This window comes from Halomonas sp. TD01 (genome assembly GCF_923868895.1).
In the GTDB taxonomy this organism is placed as follows: Bacteria; Pseudomonadota; Gammaproteobacteria; order Pseudomonadales; family Halomonadaceae; genus Vreelandella.
The window spans coordinates 3,757,675-3,779,521 of sequence record NZ_OV350343.1 but is presented as its reverse complement, the minus strand read 5'-3'; the positions used below and the strand labels follow the sequence as shown (position 1 = coordinate 3,779,521).

At 57.5% G+C, this 21,847-nt stretch carries 19 protein-coding genes and 1 riboswitch; of the genes, 14 read left to right on the top strand and 5 right to left on the bottom strand.

Annotated elements, in window-relative coordinates:
* Positions 1 to 104: 104 nt before the first annotated feature.
* The 4 genes from L1X57_RS17215 (at position 105) to L1X57_RS17200 (ending at position 4,624) form a co-directional block, all read left to right on the top strand.
* Positions 105 to 1,907: a TonB-dependent receptor domain-containing protein gene (locus tag L1X57_RS17215; protein ID WP_009723641.1), complete on the top strand. Its 1,803-nt coding sequence runs from the start codon at positions 105 to 107 to the stop codon at positions 1,905 to 1,907.
* An 82-nt stretch (positions 1,908 to 1,989) separates the two neighbouring features.
* Complete coding sequence (locus L1X57_RS17210) at positions 1,990 to 2,883, top strand: cobalamin-binding protein (RefSeq protein WP_143759752.1); 894 nt, start codon at positions 1,990 to 1,992, stop codon at positions 2,881 to 2,883.
* Positions 2,883 to 3,854 (top strand): FecCD family ABC transporter permease, encoded by a 972-nt coding sequence (locus L1X57_RS17205; protein WP_234667807.1) that lies wholly within the window; start codon positions 2,883 to 2,885, stop codon positions 3,852 to 3,854. The genes L1X57_RS17210 and L1X57_RS17205 overlap by 1 nt, the downstream gene beginning before the upstream one ends.
* Entirely contained in the window at positions 3,854 to 4,624 is a 771-nt protein-coding gene (locus tag L1X57_RS17200) for an ABC transporter ATP-binding protein (RefSeq protein ID WP_009723637.1), read from the top strand. The genes L1X57_RS17205 and L1X57_RS17200 overlap by 1 nt, the downstream gene beginning before the upstream one ends.
* A 167-nt stretch (positions 4,625 to 4,791) precedes the next feature.
* Here L1X57_RS17200 and L1X57_RS17195 read toward each other — a convergent pair whose 3' ends face one another.
* Positions 4,792 to 5,808 (bottom strand): IS30 family transposase, encoded by a 1,017-nt coding sequence (locus tag L1X57_RS17195; RefSeq protein WP_234667734.1) that lies wholly within the window; start codon positions 5,806 to 5,808, stop codon positions 4,792 to 4,794.
* 83 nt (positions 5,809 to 5,891) lie between these two features.
* Between L1X57_RS17195 and L1X57_RS17190 the strand changes: the two genes are divergently transcribed.
* A complete protein-coding gene (locus L1X57_RS17190; RefSeq protein WP_009723636.1) occupies positions 5,892 to 6,077 on the top strand; it encodes a tautomerase family protein in 186 nt (61 codons plus the stop codon).
* Positions 6,078 to 6,121: 44 nt separating this feature from the next.
* Here L1X57_RS17190 and L1X57_RS17185 read toward each other — a convergent pair whose 3' ends face one another.
* The 4 genes from L1X57_RS17185 to L1X57_RS17170 all read right to left on the bottom strand — a co-directional run bounded on the left by L1X57_RS17185 (position 6,122) and on the right by L1X57_RS17170 (position 9,246).
* Positions 6,122 to 6,886, bottom strand: coding sequence for an ABC transporter ATP-binding protein (locus L1X57_RS17185; protein ID WP_009723635.1), 765 nt, complete (start codon positions 6,884 to 6,886; stop codon positions 6,122 to 6,124).
* The gene (locus tag L1X57_RS17180) at positions 6,886 to 7,950 is read right to left on the bottom strand and encodes a FecCD family ABC transporter permease (protein ID WP_039869166.1); all 1,065 of its coding nucleotides are present in this window, start codon (positions 7,948 to 7,950) and stop codon (positions 6,886 to 6,888) included. The genes L1X57_RS17185 and L1X57_RS17180 overlap by 1 nt, the downstream gene beginning before the upstream one ends.
* A gap of 15 nt (positions 7,951 to 7,965) precedes the next feature.
* Positions 7,966 to 8,922 (bottom strand): ABC transporter substrate-binding protein, encoded by a 957-nt coding sequence (locus tag L1X57_RS17175; RefSeq protein ID WP_313769751.1) that lies wholly within the window; start codon positions 8,920 to 8,922, stop codon positions 7,966 to 7,968.
* Between the two features lie 141 nt (positions 8,923 to 9,063).
* Entirely contained in the window at positions 9,064 to 9,246 is a 183-nt protein-coding gene (locus tag L1X57_RS17170; RefSeq protein WP_050801099.1) for a hypothetical protein, read from the bottom strand.
* Between the two features lie 67 nt (positions 9,247 to 9,313).
* A riboswitch (cobalamin riboswitch) is annotated at positions 9,314 to 9,505 on the bottom strand.
* A gap of 267 nt (positions 9,506 to 9,772) precedes the next feature.
* On the opposite strand from L1X57_RS17170, the gene L1X57_RS17165 reads away from it, so the two are divergent.
* Genes L1X57_RS17165 through cobJ form a run of 9 tightly spaced genes read left to right on the top strand, consistent with a single transcriptional unit; the run spans position 9,773 to position 21,740 of the window.
* Positions 9,773 to 11,620 carry an AAA family ATPase gene (locus tag L1X57_RS17165; RefSeq protein WP_009723632.1) on the top strand — a complete coding sequence of 616 codons (1,848 nt, stop codon included), beginning with the start codon at positions 9,773 to 9,775 and terminating at the stop codon, positions 11,618 to 11,620.
* Complete coding sequence (gene cobO / locus L1X57_RS17160) at positions 11,617 to 12,210, top strand: cob(I)yrinic acid a,c-diamide adenosyltransferase (protein WP_009723631.1); 594 nt, start codon at positions 11,617 to 11,619, stop codon at positions 12,208 to 12,210. The genes L1X57_RS17165 and cobO overlap by 4 nt, the downstream gene beginning before the upstream one ends.
* Complete coding sequence (locus tag L1X57_RS17155; protein WP_009723630.1) at positions 12,210 to 13,580, top strand: cobyrinate a,c-diamide synthase; 1,371 nt, start codon at positions 12,210 to 12,212, stop codon at positions 13,578 to 13,580. The genes cobO and L1X57_RS17155 overlap by 1 nt, the downstream gene beginning before the upstream one ends.
* Positions 13,567 to 14,688, top strand: a complete 1,122-nt coding sequence (gene cobW, locus L1X57_RS17150; RefSeq protein ID WP_009723629.1) for a cobalamin biosynthesis protein CobW — start codon at positions 13,567 to 13,569, stop codon at positions 14,686 to 14,688. The genes L1X57_RS17155 and cobW overlap by 14 nt, the downstream gene beginning before the upstream one ends.
* Positions 14,688 to 18,527: a cobaltochelatase subunit CobN gene (gene cobN / locus L1X57_RS17145; protein ID WP_234667805.1), complete on the top strand. Its 3,840-nt coding sequence runs from the start codon at positions 14,688 to 14,690 to the stop codon at positions 18,525 to 18,527. The genes cobW and cobN overlap by 1 nt, the downstream gene beginning before the upstream one ends.
* The gene (locus L1X57_RS17140; protein ID WP_009723626.1) at positions 18,505 to 19,659 is read left to right on the top strand and encodes a precorrin-3B synthase; all 1,155 of its coding nucleotides are present in this window, start codon (positions 18,505 to 18,507) and stop codon (positions 19,657 to 19,659) included. Before cobN ends, L1X57_RS17140 begins: the two co-directional genes overlap by 23 nt.
* Positions 19,643 to 20,272: a precorrin-8X methylmutase gene (locus tag L1X57_RS17135; RefSeq protein WP_009723625.1), complete on the top strand. Its 630-nt coding sequence runs from the start codon at positions 19,643 to 19,645 to the stop codon at positions 20,270 to 20,272. The genes L1X57_RS17140 and L1X57_RS17135 overlap by 17 nt, the downstream gene beginning before the upstream one ends.
* Positions 20,269 to 20,994 carry a precorrin-2 C(20)-methyltransferase gene (cobI, locus tag L1X57_RS17130; RefSeq protein WP_009723624.1) on the top strand — a complete coding sequence of 242 codons (726 nt, stop codon included), beginning with the start codon at positions 20,269 to 20,271 and terminating at the stop codon, positions 20,992 to 20,994. Before L1X57_RS17135 ends, cobI begins: the two co-directional genes overlap by 4 nt.
* The gene (cobJ, locus tag L1X57_RS17125; protein WP_009723623.1) at positions 20,991 to 21,740 is read left to right on the top strand and encodes a precorrin-3B C(17)-methyltransferase; all 750 of its coding nucleotides are present in this window, start codon (positions 20,991 to 20,993) and stop codon (positions 21,738 to 21,740) included. The genes cobI and cobJ overlap by 4 nt, the downstream gene beginning before the upstream one ends.
* Positions 21,741 to 21,847: the final 107 nt, after the last annotated feature.

Here is a 21,847-nt window from a genome sequence, read left to right as displayed (position 1 = left end):
GGGTGATATAGGTAGCTGCTTGGTTACCAATCTCCCTTAAGTTCCCTTTGCCCGGTCAAAAAAACACGCTGTGCGGGTGAGCACAGTGAGCAAGGGACCTCCTCATGCCTTACCGTTTTCATTCCACCGCCACGCTGGCGGCGTTTGCGATGGCTGCACTGCCTATGGCCGTTCAAGCCCAATCGAACGCACAGCCTGCTGCGAATATGTTAAACCCCGTTGTTGTTACCGCCGCACTTGCTCCGCGTACTGCCAACGAAAGCCTGTCCTCGGTGACTGTGCTGGATGAGGCAACGTTACGCCGCCAAGATCCGGTAAGTATTACCGACTTGTTGCGCGGCCAGCCTGGGGTGGATGTTTCCACGAACGGCAGCTTTGGCAAAAACAGCAGCGTTTTTATTCGTGGTAGTGGTAGCGGCCAAAATGTACTGTTGATTGACGGGATTCGTCTTCGCTCTGCCACCAGTGGTGGGGCAGCCTGGCAGCATTTGGAACCGCGCATGTTTGATCGTGCCGAAATTGTGCGTGGTCCGCGTGGCAGCCTATACGGTGCCGACGCGATTGGCGGCGTTATTCAGCTGTTTACCCCTCAAGGTGAAGAAGACGGCCCGCAGCCGCGTGTTTCCGTTGGTGGTGGATCATTTAATACCCAGCGCTTAAGTGCGAGTATTAGCGGTAAAGAAGGCGGCACCCGCTATAGCTTTGCAGGTGGTCACTTCACCACTGAGGGTCAGCCGGTTCGACGCGACGGAGACGATAAGGGCTATGACAACACCACGGCTTTAGCACGGGTGTCTCACACCTTTGAAAGCGGTGCAGAAGCGGGCGTGTTGGCGCTTCGTGCCCGTGGTCACAACGAATACGATGGCGGTGAAAACGATTTCGTTCAGCAGGTGGCGGGTGTCTACGGTGAGCTGCCGATAACCGATAACTGGCGCAGCCGTTTAACACTCAGCGAATCTCGTGATGAAAGCGATAACATCGATAACTTTGGTGACTCAGTGTTTAACACCAAGGTGAGGACTGCGCGCTGGGAAAATACCTTTACGGCGGGCGTCCACGAGCTGATTGCGGGCGGTGAATACAGCGAAGACCGAGTCAATAGCACCACGGCGTACGATGAAACCAGCCGTAGCAACGCGGCGGTATTTACCCAAGCCTTACTCGATTTTGCACCGTTTACTCTGCAAGCCAGCTTGCGCTTTGATGACAATGAAGCTTACGGCGAAGAAGTCACTGGCAGCGTAGGCGTGGGCTATGATCTAGACGGTCATCACACCTTGCGTGCCAACTACGGTACAGCCTTTAACGCACCCACTTACAACCAGCTCTATTTCCCAGGCTTTGGTAATCCCGACCTGGAGTCTGAAACGTCGGACAGCATTGAGGTAGGCGTGCGCGGTCAGTATGCCCATTGGTTCTGGGATGCGGCGCTTTATCAAACCGATATCGATAACTTGATTACTGGCCAGGGATTGCTGTCTAACGTACCCGAAACCCGTATTCGTGGGGCTGAGCTGGCTGCTGGCGTTGAACTTGACGATTGGACGCTAGCCGCAGCGCTGACCTACACCGACCCTGAAAACCGCCTAACAGGTAAGCGCCTGCAAAACCGCGCCTCACAAAGCCTGCGCTTAGACGTAGACCGTGAGCTTGGCGACTGGTCGGTGGGTGGGTCCTGGATTGCTCAAAACCACCGTTACCGTGATGCACAGAATCAAGACCGTCTAAGCGGTTACGGGCTGGTTAACCTGCGTGCAGGTTGGCAGTTTGCCCCGTTGTGGAGCGCTCGAGTAACGTTGGAAAACGCGTTGGATCAAGATTACATTACAACGCGCTCTTTTGATGGTGCCGACTATATTAACGCAGGCCGTGCAGGATTTTTAAGCGTTCACTATGGCCAATAAAAAAGCGAATCAGAGATTTTTTAAACATTGCGGGGCCACTGGCCCCGCAATGTTATCAAGTCGATTCATACTAAGCTTATCAATGCTCAGTGGTGTGATTTCCAGCTCCGTATTGGCAGATGACCACAGCCGCTGCGCGGTAGATGATCGTGACCGTGAGGTGTGTCTGCACACTGCTGCTCGACGGATTGCCACGCTCTCACCTGGGGCGACTGAGCTGACCTACGCTGCGGGCGCAGGAGAACAAGTGGTCGCCGTGGTGAGCTACAGTGACTATCCACCAGAGGCCAAAGACGTTGCGTCCGTTGGCAGTCACACGCGCATTGATTTAGAGACGTTAGTGGGGCTGGCGCCTGATTTAGTGATCGGCTGGGTAACCGGAAATCCTGCCGAGCAAATGGAAACCCTTGAAGCGCTGGGGATGCCGGTGTTCTATATTGAGCCGCGAACGGTTGACGACGTCGCTCATACCATCGAACGGCTGGCGCGATTAGCGGGAACGGAGCCTGCAGGCCAGCAGGTGGCTGATGATTTTAGAGAGGGCATGGCTGACCTGGCAGCTCGCTATCATAATCGTGACCCCGTGCGCACTTTCTACCAAGTGTGGGATCAACCACTGATGAGTGTGAATGATGAGCACCTCATCGGCCAAGTGGTGCAACTTTGCAGTGGTGAAAACGTGTTTGGCGATCAGCCGCGCTTGGTGCCAAGGTTGGATGACGAAGCCGTGCTGGTGGCCAATCCTGAAGCCATCATCGCCGGTGGTATGGGGGAAGAGAACCGCCACTGGCTGACCCACTGGGAGCAATACCCTCATCTTTCCGCCGTGGCGGATGATAGCCTCTATTTTGTGCCCCCATCGCTTATTCAACGGCCCACGCCACGCCTGTTAGAGGGTGCTCGGTTGCTGTGTGAAAAACTAGAGCAAACCCGCCAAAAGCGCACGGCAGCACAAGCGATGAGCAGGAGCTCTTAATGACAGCGCGCCTGTGGCAATCCCTTAGCCTGCTGGCGCTCATTGCTATTGCCGCCATGCTGTTCTCTCTGGCAGTGGGCAGTGCTCAGCTTTCCGCCGCACAGCTTTGGGCGGTGGTACAAGGGCAAGGCGATGCGCTGGCGCGGACCATGGTGATTGATTTACGCCTTCCCCGTGCGCTCTCAGCTTTTGCTGTTGGCGGTTTGTTGGCGGTAGCTGGCGCTCTGATGCAAGTGCTGCTGCGTAATCCTCTTGCAGACCCTTATGTACTTGGGCTTTCAGGTGGTGCTTCTATCGGTGCATTGGCGGCCATGCTGGCAGGCGTGGGCGGCGTGTTTATATCAGGCTCGGCGTTTTTAGGCGCGCTGCTCTCCACGTTTCTGGTGTTTGGCCTCGCTCATGGTAGCGGCGGCTGGACGCCCTCACGCCTGTTGCTTACGGGCGTAGTCGTGGCGGCAGGCTGGGGCGCAGTGATTACCCTGATGTTGGCATTAAGCCCTGCTGACCGGCTGCCGGGTATGCTGTATTGGCTGATGGGAGATCTCTCCTACGCGCGTACTCCCTGGCCGCCGCTGCTGCTGTTATTACTCACCTGTATTGTCTTGATTCCCTTGGGCCGTAGCTTAAATGTGCTGGCCAGAGGCCCACAGCAAGCGGCGGCATTGGGCGTTGACGTGCGACCGCTGGAGTGGGGGATTTACATCGCGGCCAGCCTGTTAACCGCCGCAGCCGTTACCACAGCGGGCAGCATTGGCTTTGTCGGCTTGGTGGTGCCGCACATGCTGCGCCTGTTGCTGGGCAACGATCAGAGGTTGATATTGCCGGCCTGCGCCCTGGCTGGGGGTACCCTGTTGGTGCTGGCCGATACGCTGGCCCGTACGATAATTGCCCCGGAACAGTTGCCAGTGGGGGTGATTACCGCGCTGTTGGGTGTACCTACGTTCCTCTTTCTGCTTTACCGGAGCCGCTGATGAGCCGCCTGGTTACGCAAGACCTCATCATCAACGTGCCAGAAAGACGCGATGGCACGGCGATGAATATTGCCATCGAACCTGGGCAGATATGGGGCGTGCTTGGCCCCAACGGTGCAGGTAAAACCACGCTGCTGCATACCCTGGCAGGGCTATATGCGCCGCGTGCTGGGCAAGTGTTACTAGGGGAGCAACCCCTTGAAACGCTGTGTAGGCGGCAAATTGCACAAATGCTGGGAATGGTATTCCAGGAGCGCCTTGACGGCTTTCCCGCGACCGTGTTGGAAACCGCGCTGATTGGCCGCCATCCCTATCTTTCTTTATGGCAGATGGAAGGCGCAGACGACTATGCTCGGGCCGAGGCAGCGCTTGAGCAGTTGGACGTTGCGCACCTGCGCCACCGGCTTGTCAGTACGCTTTCGGGCGGCGAGCGCCAGCGAGTGGCGATGGCCACGGTACTGACTCAGGCACCCAGCATCTGGCTGGCCGACGAACCCACCAATCATCTTGATCTACACCACCAAAGTGCGGTGATGGCGTTGATGGCTCAGCAAGCTGCCCAGGGCAGTGCGGTGATGATGTGCCTACACGATTTAAATCTAGCCGCCCGCTGGTGTGACCACATTCTGTTGCTGTACCCAAGCGGTGAGGCCTGCTGGGGTCCGCGAGACACCATGCTAGTGCCCAGTGCGTTGGAAAGCCTTTACCGGCAGCGGCTGACGGTGGTTGAGGTTGAAGGCGCACCGGTGTTTGTGCCAATAAAGGAGTGATGTCGAGGTTGATTTATCTTAATCTTGATTAGGTATGTGGATCCGCAGTAAATTAGCGTTAAGCTCGCTAGTTGAGGGGCAGGGGGGCTTTGAAGTCAGTATCCATGAACAACCTTGCTCTCATCGACACATTAACCTGGCGGATGCAGACTCTGAGTGCAACACACTCATTGGATGGTTGATGGGCTTTCATGGTACTTGGCCATCAGCTCGCTCATCACTTCTATCGGACATTTAAATCCAAAGCGTTTTCGAGGTCGCATATTCAGCTCAAAGGCAATGGCGTCCAGCTCTTCCTGGCTATGTACTGAAAGGTCCGTTCCTTTCGGTAAATATTGACGGATAAGGCCATTGATATTCTCATTGGCCCCACGTTGCCAGGGGCTATGGGGATCGCAAAAGTAAATCGCAACGCCGGTTTCTTGAGTGATTTTTGCATGTTGTGCCATTTCACGCCCCTGATCATAGGTCATGCTTTTTCGAGCGGTGGTCGGCATTCGATTCAGAGCAGCACTAAAGCCTGCTACGGCGGAGGTGGCGGTGGCGTCGTCCATTTTTGCGAGGATCAGATAGCCACTACTAAGCTCTACCAAGGTGCCTACCGCGGACGCGTTATTCTTACCTTTGATCAGATCGCCTTCCCAGTGGCCGGGCATTTCACGCTTACTGACCTCGGGCGGACGTAAGTGAATGCTGACCATGTCAGGGATCTGGCCACGTCGATCCACTTCGCCACGGCGAGGCTTGCGTGTGGTTTTACCTTGTCGCAAGCAGTGAATCAGTTCCTTGCGAAGGTGGCCAACAGGCAAGGCATAAATGGCCGTGTAGATGGTCTCTCGGCAGACGTAGGCATCGCGCAAATCAGGTAGTTTCATCGTCTTGAGCTTGCCGCTAATTTGTTCGGGAGACAAGCGTCGCCGCAACATATGCACGATGAGATCAAACCGCTCGGTGCCTGGCAAAAGCTTACGCGCAGGACGACAGACCTCTCGACGCTTTTCTCGCTGACGTTGGGCGTACCGGGCGCAGTAACCGTTCTGGGCCATTTGGTTACGGCGTATTTCACGAGAGATGGTTGAAGGAGCTCGCCCCAGGAGCTGGGCAATATGCCGAAGGCTCATCCCTTGGGCTTGACCCACTTGGATGCTGGCACGTTCTTCAATACTGAGTTCGAGGTAAGACATGGGACAACACCTTAGCGAAATGCTCAGGTGTTGCACTCAGTTTCTGCGGCCAAGCCTTATTTACTTAGCTAGCAGGTGTCTGTATGCCCATCGTAACTATCCAACAGTCGCCACGTTCTGTTGAAATGAAGCGTGAACTGGCCAATAAGATTACGGAAGCGTTTGTTCAAGCCTATGAGGTACCGCCTGAAGCGGTGCAGATTTTCTTTTCTGAAACTAACCATGAGAATTGGGCAAAAGGTGGTGAGCTAGCCATTGACCGGAAGTAATAGTCAGAACTGTGGCTTCTGGCTGTGCTTCTTATTGATTTTAGCTAAACAGCATTGCGAAAACGCATGACCTGCTTGCCATCGACAGGGTCATCGATCACATGGGCATGCACACCAAAGGTCTGTTGTAGCCTGTTGGCAGTGAGCACGTCGTGGGGTGGGCCACTATCGATTAGGCGGCCGCTATCCATAACGCCGATGCGGTCGCACTCCATGGCTTGGTTAAGATCGTGCAGGGAAATAATCACGGTGATTGGCAGTTGCCTGACCAGCTCAAGAATCGAAAGCTGGTGGCGAATATCCAGGTGGTTGGTGGGTTCATCCAGTAGCAGGATATTAGGATGTTGAGCTAATGCCCTGGCAATATGCACGCGCTGGCGCTCACCGCCAGAAAGTGTATGCCAAAGCCTGTCTGCCATATGCGCCATATCGACATCTATCAGCGCTTTAGCCACGATGGCATCATCTTCAACTGACCAGGCGCGTAATGCGGAAAGGAAAGGTGTGCGGCCCAGCGCGACCACTTGGCGTACGGTAATTCTATCGGTGGTATCAGCCTGTTGCTCAACTAAGGCAATAGATTGAGCGATAGTCCGTTGTTTGAGGGCGTGTAAAGGCTGGCTATCAATCCGCACTTGGCCTGTCTTAGGTTTGTTCAAACCGGCCAGCAGACGCAGCAGGGACGTTTTCCCCGAGCCATTGGGGCCCACCAGACCAAAGGTCTGACCGGGCTCGACGGTGAGATTGACGTCAATGACCAGTGGCGTGCCATGTACCGCCCAAGTGAGTTGTTCTGCGGATAATTGCATTAATGCCTCTTGCCACGGACAAGAATAAGCGCAAAAGCGGGCGCGCCGATCAGAGATGTAATCACCCCGATGGGAAGCACCTGACCAGATACTAGAGTGCGCGAAAGAATATCTGAACCGATTAAAAATACCGCGCCAGCAAGCGCCGTGGCGGGTACCAACCGCGTGTGTTGGCTGCCGACAATAAAGCGCATCGCATGGGGGATGACCAAGCCAACAAAGCCAATCGCTCCTACGATGGAAACCATTACCGCAGTGACCAGCGCCATCGCGATAATCAACATGCCTCGTACCGGGCGCACTGCAATGCCCATAGACGCGGCGCTATCGGCTCCGAAGGTAAACGCATCAAGGGAACGGCGGTGCCATAGGCAAACCAGTAGCCCGAACAGCGCGGCAGGCACCGCTAGGGTAGCATCAGCCCAGCGCACCCCAGAGAGATTGCCCATCAGCCAAAACATAATGCCCCGTGCCTGTTCAGCACTTGCCGATTTGGTAATGATAAAAGCAGTCAGTGCATTAAACAGCTGTGAGCCAGCAATCCCCGCCAGAATAATCGCTCCTGCTGCCTGAACACCACGTCCACCACCGACACCGCTGTTGGCCGCATGGGCGAGCATTACGACGATGCCAAAGGCGAGTAGAGCACCAGCGAAGGCACCCAACGATAACGACAGCATGCCAGCGCCTAACCCAGCAACCGCCACTGCAACCGCACCCGTAGAAGCTCCAGCAGAAATGCCCATTAAATAGGGGTCAGCCAGAGGGTTACGCAGCAGGGCCTGCAATACCACTCCCGCCAGCGCCATGCTGGTACCGCAACAGGCGGCGACAACGGCACGGCTGAGGCGGTAGTTCCAGATAATACCCTCGTCGATTCTGTCAACCGGGTAATCGGCGCCAAGCAGTTGATTGGCAAGCACTTTGAGAATCGTATCAACGGGAATTGGTGTCTCGCCGATAGCGGTGCCCGCGATGAGCGCGGCCACCAGTACAAGAGGCGTCACCCAAAGCCAGCGCAACCCGAAGCGCCTAGTTGTTGGCCGTGATAGCGCTATGCTCATTCGTTAAAAGCCATATCAGTTGAAAGACATCGTCGATAGCGCCTCGGCTAATGACTCAAGGCCGTAAATACTGCGCATGGTGGCACTCATCGCATGGGCATCCATCTCTACGATGCGGTTATTTCTAACCGCCGTCATTTCGCTAGTGACGGGGTCACTGTGCAGAAACTCACGTTTTGCTTCGATGTCGTCAGCAGGAAAACGACGACGATCCATGGAGGCGATAACAATCACATCAGGGTCAGCCTTGGCGATGCTTTCCCAGCCAACGGTGGGCCACTCTTCATCAGACTCAATGACATTGCGAATGCCCAGTTTTTCCATCATATAGCCCGGTGCGCCAAGTTGGCCGGCAACGAAAGGGCTAACCCCGAGATCCGTTGATGAAAACCAAAATGCTGCCGAGAGGTCTTCTGGTAAATCAAGGCGACTTGCTAGGTTAATAGCGTGCTCTTCACGGGCGTTAAGATCGGCCACCAGGGCTTCACCAGCGTCTTGAACGTCATAAATTTTCGCCAGTTCAGTGATTCCTTTATAAATCGACTCCGTCGAGAAGGCGGCAGTGCGAGTACCATCGCCACCGGTAGAGTTATCCTTGGTGTCGCAATCGGCGGGCATGATGTAAGTGGCGATGCCTAGTTCATGGAACTGATTCCGGCTGGCCACGCTACCGGTGGGGCCCACGTGCCACTCGTACTGTACCGCAACTAAGTCAGGGCGCTTATTGACCACGGCTTCAAAGCTTGGGTCATCGTTGGCGATTCGCTCGATCTGTTCGTTGACCTCAGCAAATTGTGGTAAGACCGGATTAAACCAAACCGAGGTGCCATCCACTCGGTCAGCGAGACCAAGGGAGTAGAGGATCTCCGTGGCCGACTGGCCGATAGTCACCGTTCGCTGCGGGGCTGACGGCACACTTATTTCTGTGCCGCAATTGGATAGTGTGACAGGGTAAATGGTGTCATTGGCCATCGCGTATGAGGCAGGTAGCAGCGATGCGGCTATCAGTGAGTAACATACATGCTTCATTTCGGGTTCCTACAGAAGATGATTTTTAGATCATTTGTTATGTTATAACATTGTTTTTGCCTGAGCGAAAAACACTAGCATGTCTCAGCTGTTTGCAGACAAAATATCTAAAAATCGTTGCCGTGCGGCAGGCGGTAGGTTACCGGGTAGGTTGCTCTCAGAAGCAGAGGGATCACACATCTGGGTTCGCATGACCAATCCCATGGTGTCGCTTGGTGAGCACTGAATGCCCCAGATGCTTTCTTCATGTCCTGTTACCTCAATCATGTACACTCCCGTGCATGATGAGCGGCGTGCTCGACCAGATAAAATAGCTGGCCGAGCCGTCGCGCTCGATTAATTAACATGGTCGGCAGGTCTCCTGACTGACGGGTCATGGCTAGCTCGCCTTCCCAGACAATGCGTCCAGTGGCTCATTGAGCATCGCTCGCCGCCTACAGTTGCGGGGGCAGTTCCGTTTCGCGGGCAAGCCGCGGCGGATTCTCTATTAAGTTCCGAGGGGAACACCGACGTGGCTATTCTAGGTGGCGGGTGAAGGGCGAACAACAGAAAGCATGATCTTTCGGCTATCTTCATCTATTGACTTTGATAATTAATCCAATGCGGTTCTGATCATGTGCTAGTGAGGGCTGCCTCATAGAGGCGCTGGCCGCTAAGCTGGCTTCGACGCTGTTCCTTCCTCTATACTGCAACACTTTATTTCATCGTTTCCTTATGAATGGTTTTATCATTACTTGTCAGTTTTTCATGAATCAAGTTCAAGTTCCGAGCATGCTCTGCACGGGAGGTGCGGGTGAGTGAGTTTCCCTTCGTAGGTGTTGTCGGCCAGGAGGCGCTGAAAACCGCCTTGCTGCTGAATGCGATTAATCCGCGCATTGGTGGTGTGCTGATCAGCGGCCCACGGGGTAGTGCGAAATCCACTCTGGCGCGGGCGCTGGCGGCGGTTTTGCCAAAAGATACCAATGGCAAAAAGCCACCCTTTGTCACCTTACCTCTCGGCGCCAGCGAAGACCGGCTAGTGGGAAGTCTAGATTTGCAAAAGGTGCTAGCCGAGCGTGAAGCCTCCTTTCATGAAGGGCTACTCGCTAAAGCCCATGGCGGGGTGATGTATGTGGACGAAGTCAATCTGCTGCCGGATATGCTGGTTGACCTGCTGCTGGATGTGGCCGCTAGCGGGGTCAATATCGTTGAGCGCGATGGCATCAGTCACTCCCACCCGGCGCGCTTTAGCTTGATTGGCACCATGAACCCAGACGAGGGCGAGCTGCGCCCGCAGCTGCTTGACCGTTTTGGCCTCTGCATCGAACAGGCTGACCGTGTCAGCGTTAAACAGCGTATTGCTATTGTTCAGCAGCGCGAAGCCTTTGACCGCGACCCTGAGGCTTACATAAAACAGTTTGCGGTAGAGCAGGCAGCGCTGACTCAGCAGATTCACCATGCCCAGCAGGCACTAGCGTCAGTGACCAGCGATAGCTGGGTTTACGAGACGATTGCGACGCGCTGCGAAGCCGCCGGCGTTGAAGGCCTGCGGGCCGATGTTACCTGGCACCGAGCAGCCCAGGCTCATGCAGCCTGGCGGGGGGCGAACAGCGTCAGCCAAGAAGATATCGATACGGTAGCGCCCTGGGTACTTGCCCATCGCTGTACGCTTTCAGACCCTAAACCGCCTTCCCGTGAGCATCCTCCCAGTGGTGGGGATGGTAGTGGTGGTGAAGAAAGTAGCGGGAAGAGTGGTGAGGAAAGTGGTGAGGAAAGTGGTGAGGAAAGTGGTGAGGCAACCGGCACAGAGGACAGATCAGGCGGACAAGGCTCTTCACGACACGGCTCTTCAGGACAAGGCTCTTCAGGACAGTGGGGCGCTATGCCGCCCATGGCACAGGCGTCTATTCACCAGCCAGCGGTTAACCTGCCTGAGAGCGATATCTTTTCCCCGCGTGCGCAACGTGCCGATACAGCGGCTAGCATAGGCAAAGGAAGTGTCTCCGGTCGAGGGCGTTCTCAGGCGGAAACCTCGCAGCTAGACGGGTTCGCGACGCTAATCGCCAATCGTGGCCAGTGGCCTTGGCGGCAGTTAAAAATGCGCAAATCTCGCGCAGGGCAGGCGATAGCCCATCTGGTGCTACTGGATACCTCTGGTTCCACCTTGGGGCAGCGTTTGTTAGGCCAAGCCAAAGGGCTGGTTGAGTCACTGGTCACCCAAGCCTACGCTGCGCGGGAGCAGGTCGCAGTGCTGGGGTTTGGTAATGGTGGCGTGGTGTCGATACTCTCACGTCGCCGTGCTCCCAAAAACGCGCGGGGCACGCTTGACAGTGCCAAGGGCGGCGGGGGCACCCCGCTGCGGGAAGCGATTATTGAAGCCAAACGGCTAATTCAACAGTGGCAACGCCGCGAGCCTGGCTTACAAGTACGTACTTATTTGATTACCGATGGCCGCACACGGGAATCTGTTGACGACCTCGCCCCGCTAGGTGACTGCCTGCTAATCGATACCGAGCAATCGAGAGTTAAACGCGGGCAGGGCGCACGCATCGCTCAGCAACTGGGCGCCCGTTATTGGCCAGCCTCGTTTGGCAAACCATCTTTGGCACATTCTGTTTTTGCACCTTCTGTTTTTGCACATCAACCTGGGGAAAGCCCATGAGTGACGCTAGCCATTTAAACCGCATGCAGCGCAAAAAAGACGTGGTCGATGAGCGTATTAGCCGCGCCACTGAAGAGCGTGGCGTGCTGATTCTGCTTAAAGGCAACGGCAAGGGCAAAAGCAGCTCGGCCTTTGGCACCATGGCGCGTTCACTAGGGCACGGTCAGCAGTGCGCGGTCATTCAGTTTATTAAAGGCCGCCGTGAAACTGGCGAATACCTGTTCTTTCGCAATCATCCCAAGCTTGATTGGCACATCATGGGCCACGGCTTTACCTGGGAAACCCAGAACCGCGAGCGAGACATCGAAGCCGCAGAGGCCGCCTGGGCAGTCGCCAAAGGACTGCTGGAGAACCCCGCTTATCATATGATCGTGCTGGACGAGATGAGCTATATGTTCAAGTACGGTTATCTCGACCCCGAGCCAGTGGTGGAAGCGCTCAAACGTCGCCCGACGCACCAGAACGTCATCATTACTGGGCGCACTATGGCCACGCCGCTGCAGGAAATCGCCGATACCATTAGCGTTGTTCAAGATGAGCGCCACGCTTTCCGCGGCGGCGTCAAAGCTCAGGCGGGGATCGAATACTAATGAGCATGCCAACCGCTAGCTGCCCCGCGCTATTTATCGCTGCTCCGGCTTCCGGCCAGGGCAAAACCACCGTCACGGCGGGCCTAGCGCGGCTGCTGCGCAATCAGGGCAAGGTGGTGCGGGTGTTCAAGACCGGCCCGGACTACCTGGATCCGCAGATACTCGCCCAGGCCTCCGGCCAGCCGGTGGATCAGTTGGATCTATGGATGGCAGGTGAAGCTTACTGCCGCCAGCGTTTTTATGACGCCGCCTGTGAAGCGGATTTGATTTTGGTCGAAGGTGCCATGGGGCTGTTTGACGGCGAGCCTTCTAGCGCCGATCTGGCGGCCTTATTTGCTATTCCCATGGCAATTGTTATGGATGTAAAAGGCATGGCGCAGACCGCTGCCGCGCTAGTCTCAGGTTTGGCCAGCTTTCGTGATGATATTCATATCGCTGGATTAGTCGCCAATGCCTGCGGCTCGCAGCGCCACCGCGAGCTGATCGAATCAGCGCTGCCAGCGACGATTCCCCTGCTGGCCGCTGTGCCACGAGACCCTGATTTAGCGCTCCCCGAACGCCATCTTGGGCTGGTGCAAGCAGCGGAGATTCGCGAGGATTTGGAAGCCCGCTTTGAAGCGGGCGCCCAAGCGCTGGAAGCGGCAGGGTTGCTGGAGGCGCTCTCGGCGCTGCCGCCAGTGGCCTTTACCGCACCGCAAGAGCAGCTTGCGGCCGTCAAGCCTGCACTTAAAGGCCGCACTATTGGCGTAGCCCGTGACGCCGCCTTCAGCTTTATCTACCAGGCCAATCTGGATCTGCTGGAGCAGATGGGCGCCACGCTGCGCTTCTTCTCGCCGCTCACTGATAGCCGCCTGCCGGAATGCGATGCGCTGTGGTTGCCGGGAGGCTACCCGGAACTTCACGCCCAGCAACTGGCGAATAACTGCGCCATGCGTTTGGCCATTGAGGCTTTCTATCGCGCCGACCAGCCCATCTTGGCTGAGTGTGGCGGTCTGCTGTACTGCCTGGAAACCCTGACCGACTACGACGATACCATTTACCCCATGCTCGGCCTGTTGCCAGGGCAGGGGGCGATGCGCGGGCGGCGGGGCTGCCAGGGGATGCAAACCGCCGAGTTGCCAGAAGGCCCGGTTCGCGGCCATGCGCACCACCGCTCTATGGCAGAAGGCACTCCCGAGCCGATTGCTCATGGCCGTCGCCAGCGCCACCCCGCACCGGGGGAAGCGATTTACCGTCAGAATCGCTTAACGGCGACCTATTTACATCTGTTTTTCCCCAACAATCCTGACGCTGTGGCGAGGCTTTTTTCTGCCAGCCCGGCGCACTGCGAACTGCAGCACAGCGAGGCATTTACCCATGCAGCCCAGTAAAGTACAGCTGAATAAGATTCCCGCCACGGTCGTCACCGGTTTTCTCGGCAGCGGCAAAACCACGCTGTTGGCCAATATTCTGCGCCAAGTCACCGGCAAGCGGATCGCCGTGATCGTCAATGAGTTCGGCGAGCAGGATATCGACTCTAGCCTTTTGCGCAGCTGTGCGCTGGGGTGTGAAGAGGGTAGCGAAGGCGGGCAGCTAGACGGGGAAGACGGCAGCATCTATGAGCTGGCCAATGGCTGTATCTGCTGCACCGTGGAAGAAGAGTTTCTGCCGGTGATGAAGAAGTTGGTTGCCCGTCGCAATGATATCGACCACATTCTGATCGAAACCAGCGGCCTGGCATTGCCTAAGCCGCTGGTGCAGGCGTTTAACTGGCCCGACGTGCGTCAGCACTGCACTGTCGATGCGATTATTACCGTGATTGATGGCCCCGCGGTAGCCGCCGGCCGTTATGCTAGCGATGTGGATAAGGTCGAAGCCCAGCGTCGCGCTGATGAAAGCCTGGATCACGACCCCAGCCTGCGCGAGCTACTGGATGACCAGCTAAGCGCGGCGGATCTGGTACTGGTCAGCAAGGCGGACCTGCTCAGCCCGGAAGAGCGCACGCAGGTTGAAGCGGTGATTCAGTCGCGGGTGAGCGAATCGGTAAAAACACTGTTTATCGATCAGACCCAGATCACCGACACCGCCCAGTTGGAAGCACTGATGGGCATTGGTGCGGCCAGCGAAGCGCATATTGATAGCATCACCAATCACCACGATAAGCACCACGCTGAAGGCGCTCATCACGACCATGCACACGATAACTTTGATTCCTGCGTGATTACCCTGGGTGAAGTGGATGGCGACGCCCTGGCCAATAAGCTGCAGCAGCTGCTGAAAAGCCACGAAATTTATCGCGCCAAAGGCTTTGCCGCGATTCCGGGCAAACCCATGCGCCGGGTTATTCAAGCGGTGGGCGAGCGCTTGGAAGGTTATTTCGACCGGCTTTGGACCCAAGACGAGGCGCGCCAAACCCAGCTGGTGATTATTGGCAAATCGCTGGATAGCGCTGCGCTGCGCGAAGCGCTAGTGGAAGCAGAGGTTCAAACGGCTAGCTAATGCACTTATTTGCCGCCAAGCCCGGGGGCTTTGTCGATGATGAAGGCATTATCGACCTGCAACAGAGCCCCGCCGAGGTCGTGATACTCTCCGCCGCCGATAGTAATCTGTCGGCGCTGGCCCAGGCGGTTGACCGCCTGGGTGAAGCGTACCCCTCGGTACGGCTAGCCAACTGGATGAATTTGGTAAAACCGGCGGCCTATGATCTCTATGAAGATCGGGTGCTGGAAAACGCCCAACTGGTCATCGTTTCGTTGCTGGGCGGCAAGGCCTACTGGCAGTACGGCCATGAACGCCTGTTGGCCTGGGCGGCAGCCAAACCTGAGCGCCAGCTGATTCTAGTGCCGGGCTGCGATGCCCCGGATGATGCGCTGCTGGAAGACTCCAGCATCGCGTTCGATGATGCGTACCGCGTTTGGCGCTACTTAAGAGAGGGCGGTGTGGATAACGCCGAGCAGCTGCTGCGCTTTATCGCCAGCGAATGTTTATCGCTTTCTCTGGCATGGCAGGAGCCGAAAGTTATTCCGGCCGCGGTGATTTATGCGTCGCAAGACCAGCAGGCGTCGAGCCTAAGCGAGTGGCGTGATCGTCAGGTGCCAGGGCGGCCGGTGTGCCTGCTGCTGTTTTATCGCAGCCACTTGCAGGGGGCGAATACCGCTGTCCCAGACGGATTGCTGGCAGCGCTGAGAGAAAAAGGGCTAGAGCCGCTAGCGGTTGCCGTGGCCTCCTTGAAAGAGGGGCCATGCATTGATTTTATCAACCACCTGATTGAGCAAACCGGCGCCATGCTGGTGATCAATACCACCAGCTTTGCGGTCAATCGCAACGCCGACGGTCTGGATGCTCTGGGTGAAACGCTACCCGACAGCCTGTTTGTGGGGCGTCCGGTAGTGCTCCAGGCGATTCTTGCCAGCAGCACCTCGGAAGATTGGCAGGACATGGCCGCCGGGCTGCATAGCCGCGATGTGGCCATGCAGGTGGTGCTCCCCGAAATGGATGGTCGCATTATCACTCGGGCGGTGGGCTTTAAAGCCGAAGCCCACTATAACCCGCGCTGCCAGCTGGCAGTGACCCACCACGTGATTCATCCGGAACGGGCCGCCTTTGTCGCCGAGCTGGCGCGGCGCATTTGTTCGCTACGGCTAACCCCCAATGGGCAGAAGCGTATCGCGCTGATTATGGCTAACTACCCCAATCGCGATGGCCGGATCGGTAATGGCGTCGGGTTGGATACCCCCGCCTCGACGCTGCAGATTCTCAGCGCCCTGAAAGAGGCGGGTTATCCGTTAAGCGAATTGCCGGAAAATGGCGATGGGTTGATCCGCCAGCTTCAAGGCGCGGTGACCAACGATCACGGAAGCCTCGACCAGCGCGCCTGCTGGCAGAGCATCAGCGTTGACGACTACCTTGCTTGGTTTAGAACTTTGCCCAGCGAGCTTCAAGAAACCGTATGGACGCGTTGGGGGACGCCTCACGAAGACCCCAAATGCCGCCAGGGGCGTTTGATGATCGCCGGTATCCGCTTAGGTGAAACCTTCGTGGGTATTCAGCCGGAACGCGACTTTATCGACGATCTCACCCAGTCCTATCACGATATGGAGCTGGCGCCGCCCCACAGTTATCTGGCATTTTACTACTGGCTGCGCGAGCACTATCAAGTCGACGCGGTTATCCATGTGGGTAAGCACGGCAACTTAGAGTGGCTGCCGGGCAAGAGCATCGCCTTGAGTGCTGACTGCTGGCCGGATATTGCCCTGGGGCCGCTGCCGCACTTTTATCCGTTTATTGTGAATGACCCCGGCGAGGGTGCCCAAGCCAAGCGCCGCAGTCAGGCGGTGATTATCGACCACCTGATGCCGCCGCTAGCGCGGGCCGAACTCTACGGCGCTATGGCCGAGCTTGAAGCGCTATGTGATGAGTATTACCAAGCGCTGGATATGGACCCGCGCCGGGAAGCGTTGATACGCAGTCAAATTCTCGCTCACCTGCGAGATACCGGCATCGACCAGGAGCTGGCGCACGCCGTCGACGGTTTTGAAAACAGTGCTGATGATGCCGACATTCTCAACGAGCTGGATACCTTTCTGTGCGATATCAAAGAGTCGCAGATTCGTCATGGCTTGCACATACTCGGCACGCTGCCGCCTGAAGAGAAGCGGGCGGGGACGTTGGTGGCGCTGCTACGACTACCCAGAGGCGAAGCCGTGTCCCAACGCGGTTTGCTGCACAATCTGGCTAGCGACCTGGGTTTAGACTTTGATCCGTTAGCCGCTGGCAACGAGCCCTGGCAGGCGCCTAAACCCGTTGTTCTAAGAGAGCTGCTGGATACCCCTTGGCGCACCGGCGCGGATACCCGCGAGCGCCTTGAACTGCTGGCCGAGCGTTGGGTGGCCGACTACGTATTAGCTCCGGGTTGCCTGGAGGAACTGGCCCGAGATTTCCCCGATACGGCGGAGCAACTTCGCTACGCCCGCGAGCAGCTATGGGTCGCTATGCAGCGTGGCGTGAAAATGGAGATTCAGTCGCTGCTCGACGGCCTAGAAGGCATTTTTGTGCCTGCTGGCCCTAGCGGCGCGCCCAGCCGAGGGCGGCTTGATACGCTGCCCACCGGGCGTAACTTTTTCAGCGTCGATAACCGTTCAATTCCATCGCCCGCCGCCTGGACGCTGGGTGAAAAATCCGCCCAGGCGTTTGTCGAGCGCTATCTGCAGGATAACGGCGACTATCCACGTCGGTTGGGGCTTTCGATTTGGGGAACCGCCACCATGCGCACTGGTGGTGATGATATCGCTCAGGCGCTGGCACTAATGGGCGTGCGTCCTAAGTGGTCGCTGGGCTCCCAGCGGGTGAGTGATTTTGAAGTGATCCCCTCGATGCTGCTTAATCGCCCAAGGGTTGATGTCACGCTGCGGGTCTCTGGGTTCTTCCGCGACGCCTTTCCCAATGTGATCCGCCTATTTGATGCCGCCGTGCAGGCGGTGGCCAGTTATGAAGAGCCGGGTAACAGCAACACCATCCGCGATGCGGTGCTTGCTCGCCAGCAAGCACTGGAAGACCAAGGGCTAAGCCCAGAGATGGCCGCCCAAGAGGCAAGTTACCGTATCTTCGGCAGCAAACCCGGCGAATATGGTGCGGGCTTAAACCGGCTGATTGAAAACCGCTCTTGGGACAGCGCCGACGATTTAGCTGAAGCCTATCTAGACGCGGGTGCCTACGCCTACGGCCAGTTTAAGGCTTCCGGCACTGCTGCGCGGGCGGCGTTCGAGCAGCAGCTCCAAGGGCTGGATGCGGTGATGCAGAACCAGGATAACCGCGAGCACGATATTCTTGATTCCAACAGCTATTACGCTTTTCAGGGTGGCATGGCCAACGCCACGCGCTCGCTAAGCGGAAAAGCACCGACCATTTATCACGCCGACCACGCCAATCCTGCGGTGCCCAAGATCCGTACTTTGAAAGAGGAGCTGGCGCGGGTGATCCGCTCGCGCGTGTTGAATCCCAAGTGGATCAATGCCATGCGCGAGCACGGCTATAAAGGCGCTTTTGAGATGGCTGCTACGGTGGACTACCTGTTTGCTTACGATGCCACCACCGATCTAGTCGCCGACTACCAGTACGCCCAGGTGAGTGATGCCCTGGTGCTCGACGCCGCTAATCAACAGTTTCTGCGTGAGCACAACCCCGCAGCTTTAGAAGAAATGGCGGAACGCTTACTTGAAGCCGCCCAGCGAGGCATGTGGCAAGCCCCCGGCGAACATGGCCAGGCGCTACAAGACTTGCTGCTGGAAATGGATGAAGCCAAAGAGGCGGGGCATTATGACCACCATCCCGCGCATTAAAGGCTGGTGCCCCGGCGCGTGGCGGCCCATGGCTACTGGCGATGGCCTGTTGGTGCGTGTACGCCCACCGCTGGGCCAGCTTTCACGGCAACAGGTAGTGGCACTGTGTGAAGCCGCTGAGACCTTCGGTAGCGGTTTAATCGAGCTAACCAGCCGAGCCAATATTCAGCTGCGCGGGGTCACCGACGCGAGCTGGCCGCCGCTGATGGCGTTTCTGGTTGAGCATCAGCTGGTGAGCGACGACCCGCAGGTAGAGCGCCAGCCGCAACTGATGCTGGCACCTGCTTGGCAAGTGGGCGATGACACTCATACCATTGCCCGCCTGCTGCAAACGCGGGGCAGCGAATTAGCCACCATGCCCGGCAAGATCGGCATCGCGATTGATACGGGAAAAGCACCGGTGCTTTGCGATAGCGCCGCTGATTTTCGTATTGAGCGCTCGGTGGAAGGTGGTTTGATAGTACGCGCCGATGGCTATGAGTGTGGCACGGCGGTGAACGAGCCCGAAGCCGCCGTTGAGCTGTTAATACGCCTGACCCACTGGTTTGTGGACAGTGGCGGTTGGGAGTCTGGGCGCATGCGGCGGCACACAGCGCCGCTGCCCGACTGGGCACCTGCGGATACTGCCCCCGCATCCCCTGGCGAGAAGCTAGCGCTGGGCAAACATAGCGAAGGCCGGGTGGTGGGGCTTCCCTTTGGGCGGGTAGCGGTTAATACGTTGCGCGCTGCGGTATCGCCAATAAATGTCAGTGCCTTGCAGGTCACGCCTTGGCGGCGCTTGCTGGTGAAGGGCGGCGATACACTACCAGCGGTTGACGGCTTAATCCGTCATAATAGCGACCCACGGCTAGCGATGGATGCCTGCCCCGGTGCACCCTTTTGCGAACAGGCGAGTGTTTCCACCCAGCCGCTTGCCGAACGGCTAAGTGGCTGGGTGGAAGCAAGCGTACACATATCCGGGTGTGCCAAAGGCTGTGCCCGCCAACGGCCAGCAGCGCTGTGCCTAACCGGCCGCGAAGGGCGCTTTGACGTGATTGTTAACGGTCGCGCCGATAGCACACCGAAGGCCACCGGCCTTAGTGAATCTGACGTTTTACACTATTTGGAGAGTTTGGGTGCCTCACGTTTATGAAACACACGGACCGGCGATTTACCGGCAATCGTTTGCGATTATTCGCAATGAAGCTGAGCTTGATCGCTTTTCAGCGGAAGAAGAAACGGTTGCGGTACGCATGATTCACGCTGCTGGGCTGGTGGAGCTGGCGGCGCATATTCATTTTCAGAATGACGTGGTCAATCGAGCGCGTTCAGCGTTAGAGCAGGGCGCACCGATTCTTTGCGATGCTCGGATGGTCTCCGAAGGCATTACCCGCAAACGGCTGCCCGCTAATAACGACATTATCTGCACCCTTAATGATGAACGCACCCCTGGCCTTGCCCAGGAAATGGCCAATACCCGTTCAGCGGCAGCGCTAGAGCTGTGGCGGCCGCACCTGGAAGGCGCGGTCGTCGCCATTGGCAACGCGCCCACCGCGCTGTTTCATCTGCTCAATATGCTCGAAGATCCAGACTGCCCGCGCCCGGCGGCCATTATTGGCTGCCCAGTCGGCTTTGTCGGCGCGGCGGAATCCAAAGAAGCGCTGTTGGCTAACCCCGCGCTGCCCAGCTGTATCGTCCGTGGTCGCTTGGGCGGCAGCGCCGTCACGGTAGCGGCCATCAACGCCATGGCGGATCGTATCGAATGACCCAAGGAACCATTTACGGGGTTGGCTTAGGGCCAGGTAGCCAAGACCTAATGAGCGTGCGCGCTGACCGTCTGATACGCGGCGCGACCCATGTGGCGTATTTTCGTAAAAAGGGCCGCTGCGGGCATGCGCGTACCATTGTGGAAGGCTTGATCGGCACAGGCGCAACCGAGCTGCCCATGGAGTATCCGGTCACCACGGAAATTCCGTTTGATGACCCTCGCTACAATGAGCTGCTGTCGGCTTTTTACGAACGCAGCGTGGCCCAACTGATCGAGATGGCAGAGGCCGGGTGCAATGTAGTGGTGCTCTGTGAAGGCGACCCGTTTTTCTACGGCTCCTTTATGCACCTCTACACGCGGCTGCTGAATCGCGTGCCGGTCTCAGTGGTGCCGGGGATTACCGGCATGTCGGCGGCCTGGACGGCCACCGGGCAACCGATCACCTGGGGCGATGACATCATGACGGTGCTGATGGCCACGCTGCCGGAAGAGACGCTGGCCGAGCGCATCGCCCAAACCGATGCACTGGTGGTGATGAAAATTGGCCGCAACCTGGCCAAGCTGCGCAGAGCGCTGACGCATGCTGGCCGTGAAGGCGAAGCGTGGCTGATCGAGTACGCCGCCATGACCCAGCAGCGTGTGCTGCCACTGAGTGAGGTTGGCGAAAGCGTGCCTTACTTCTCGATTGTGCTGATCCATGGCAACGGGAGGCGGCCATGAGCGGTTGGCTGAAAATCGTCGGCCTAGGGCCGGGTGCCGACGCCATGATTACCCCGGAGGTTTCGGCTGCGCTGCTGGAAGCCACCGATGTGGTGGGCTATGTCCCCTACGTTAATCGCGTGGCACCTAGGGCTGGATTAGTCCGCCATGGTTCTGATAACCGCGAAGAGATTCGCCGGGCGGAGCAGGCGCTACAGCTGGCGCTTGAGGGCCAGCGGGTAGTGGTTGTCTCCTCTGGCGACCCTGGCGTATTCGCCATGGCCGCCGCGGTGTTCGAAGCCTTGGAGGCGGGTGATGCCCAGTGGCGTACGCTGGATATTCAGGTACTACCGGGCATTTCTGCGATGCTGGCCGCCAGCGCAAGCGTCGGCGCACCGCTGGGGCACGACTTCTGCTGCATTAATCTATCCGACAACCTCAAACCCTGGGCGCTGATTGAGAAGCGCCTGCGTCTGGCTGCCGAGGCCGACTTCGCCATGGCGTTTTACAACCCGCGTTCCAAGGCACGGCCGGCGGGTTTTGAACGAACGCTAGAGGTACTGCGGGAAGCCTGCGGGCCGGACCGGTTGATAATCTTCGCCCGCGCGGTTTCCACTCCGGAAGAAGCAATTCGCGTCACCACACTAGAGCAAGCGACGCCGGATATGGCGGATATGCGCACATTGGTGATTGTCGGTTCCCAGCAAACGCGCTTGATTGAACGCAGTGGCGTGCCGCTGGTTTATACGCCGCGTTCCTCCCAGTGAGTATGAAAGGGGCGAGGGCAGGTTGATGCGAGGGTCTTTTCCCATGGATGGGAAAAGTAGCGCCCAAGGACGGGGTTACAGCGCCCTCGCAGGAGCCTGCCCTCGCT

Excerpts from the sequence above, each read along its gene's own strand:
- L1X57_RS17140 (WP_009723626.1), top strand. The coding sequence starts at position 18,505 with ATGACCACCATCCCGCGCATTAAAGGCTGGTGCCCCGGCGCGTGGCGG.
- L1X57_RS17155 (WP_009723630.1), top strand. The coding sequence starts at position 12,210 with ATGAGCATGCCAACCGCTAGCTGCCCCGCGCTATTTATCGCTGCTCCG.
- L1X57_RS17210 (WP_143759752.1), top strand. The coding sequence starts at position 1,990 with ATGCTCAGTGGTGTGATTTCCAGCTCCGTATTGGCAGATGACCACAGC.
- L1X57_RS17185 (WP_009723635.1), bottom strand. The coding sequence starts at position 6,886 with ATGCAATTATCCGCAGAACAACTCACTTGGGCGGTACATGGCACGCCA.
- cobO (WP_009723631.1), top strand. The coding sequence starts at position 11,617 with ATGAGTGACGCTAGCCATTTAAACCGCATGCAGCGCAAAAAAGACGTG.
- cobI (WP_009723624.1), top strand. The coding sequence starts at position 20,269 with ATGACCCAAGGAACCATTTACGGGGTTGGCTTAGGGCCAGGTAGCCAA.
- L1X57_RS17175 (WP_313769751.1), bottom strand. The coding sequence starts at position 8,922 with ATGGCCAATGACACCATTTACCCTGTCACACTATCCAATTGCGGCACA.
- cobW (WP_009723629.1), top strand. The coding sequence starts at position 13,567 with ATGCAGCCCAGTAAAGTACAGCTGAATAAGATTCCCGCCACGGTCGTC.
- cobN (WP_234667805.1), top strand. The coding sequence starts at position 14,688 with ATGCACTTATTTGCCGCCAAGCCCGGGGGCTTTGTCGATGATGAAGGC.
- L1X57_RS17205 (WP_234667807.1), top strand. The coding sequence starts at position 2,883 with ATGACAGCGCGCCTGTGGCAATCCCTTAGCCTGCTGGCGCTCATTGCT.
- L1X57_RS17180 (WP_039869166.1), bottom strand. The coding sequence starts at position 7,950 with ATGAGCATAGCGCTATCACGGCCAACAACTAGGCGCTTCGGGTTGCGC.
- L1X57_RS17200 (WP_009723637.1), top strand. The coding sequence starts at position 3,854 with ATGAGCCGCCTGGTTACGCAAGACCTCATCATCAACGTGCCAGAAAGA.
- L1X57_RS17170 (WP_050801099.1), bottom strand. The coding sequence starts at position 9,246 with ATGATTGAGGTAACAGGACATGAAGAAAGCATCTGGGGCATTCAGTGC.
- L1X57_RS17215 (WP_009723641.1), top strand. The coding sequence starts at position 105 with ATGCCTTACCGTTTTCATTCCACCGCCACGCTGGCGGCGTTTGCGATG.
- L1X57_RS17190 (WP_009723636.1), top strand. The coding sequence starts at position 5,892 with ATGCCCATCGTAACTATCCAACAGTCGCCACGTTCTGTTGAAATGAAG.
- L1X57_RS17195 (WP_234667734.1), bottom strand. The coding sequence starts at position 5,808 with ATGTCTTACCTCGAACTCAGTATTGAAGAACGTGCCAGCATCCAAGTG.
- cobJ (WP_009723623.1), top strand. The coding sequence starts at position 20,991 with ATGAGCGGTTGGCTGAAAATCGTCGGCCTAGGGCCGGGTGCCGACGCC.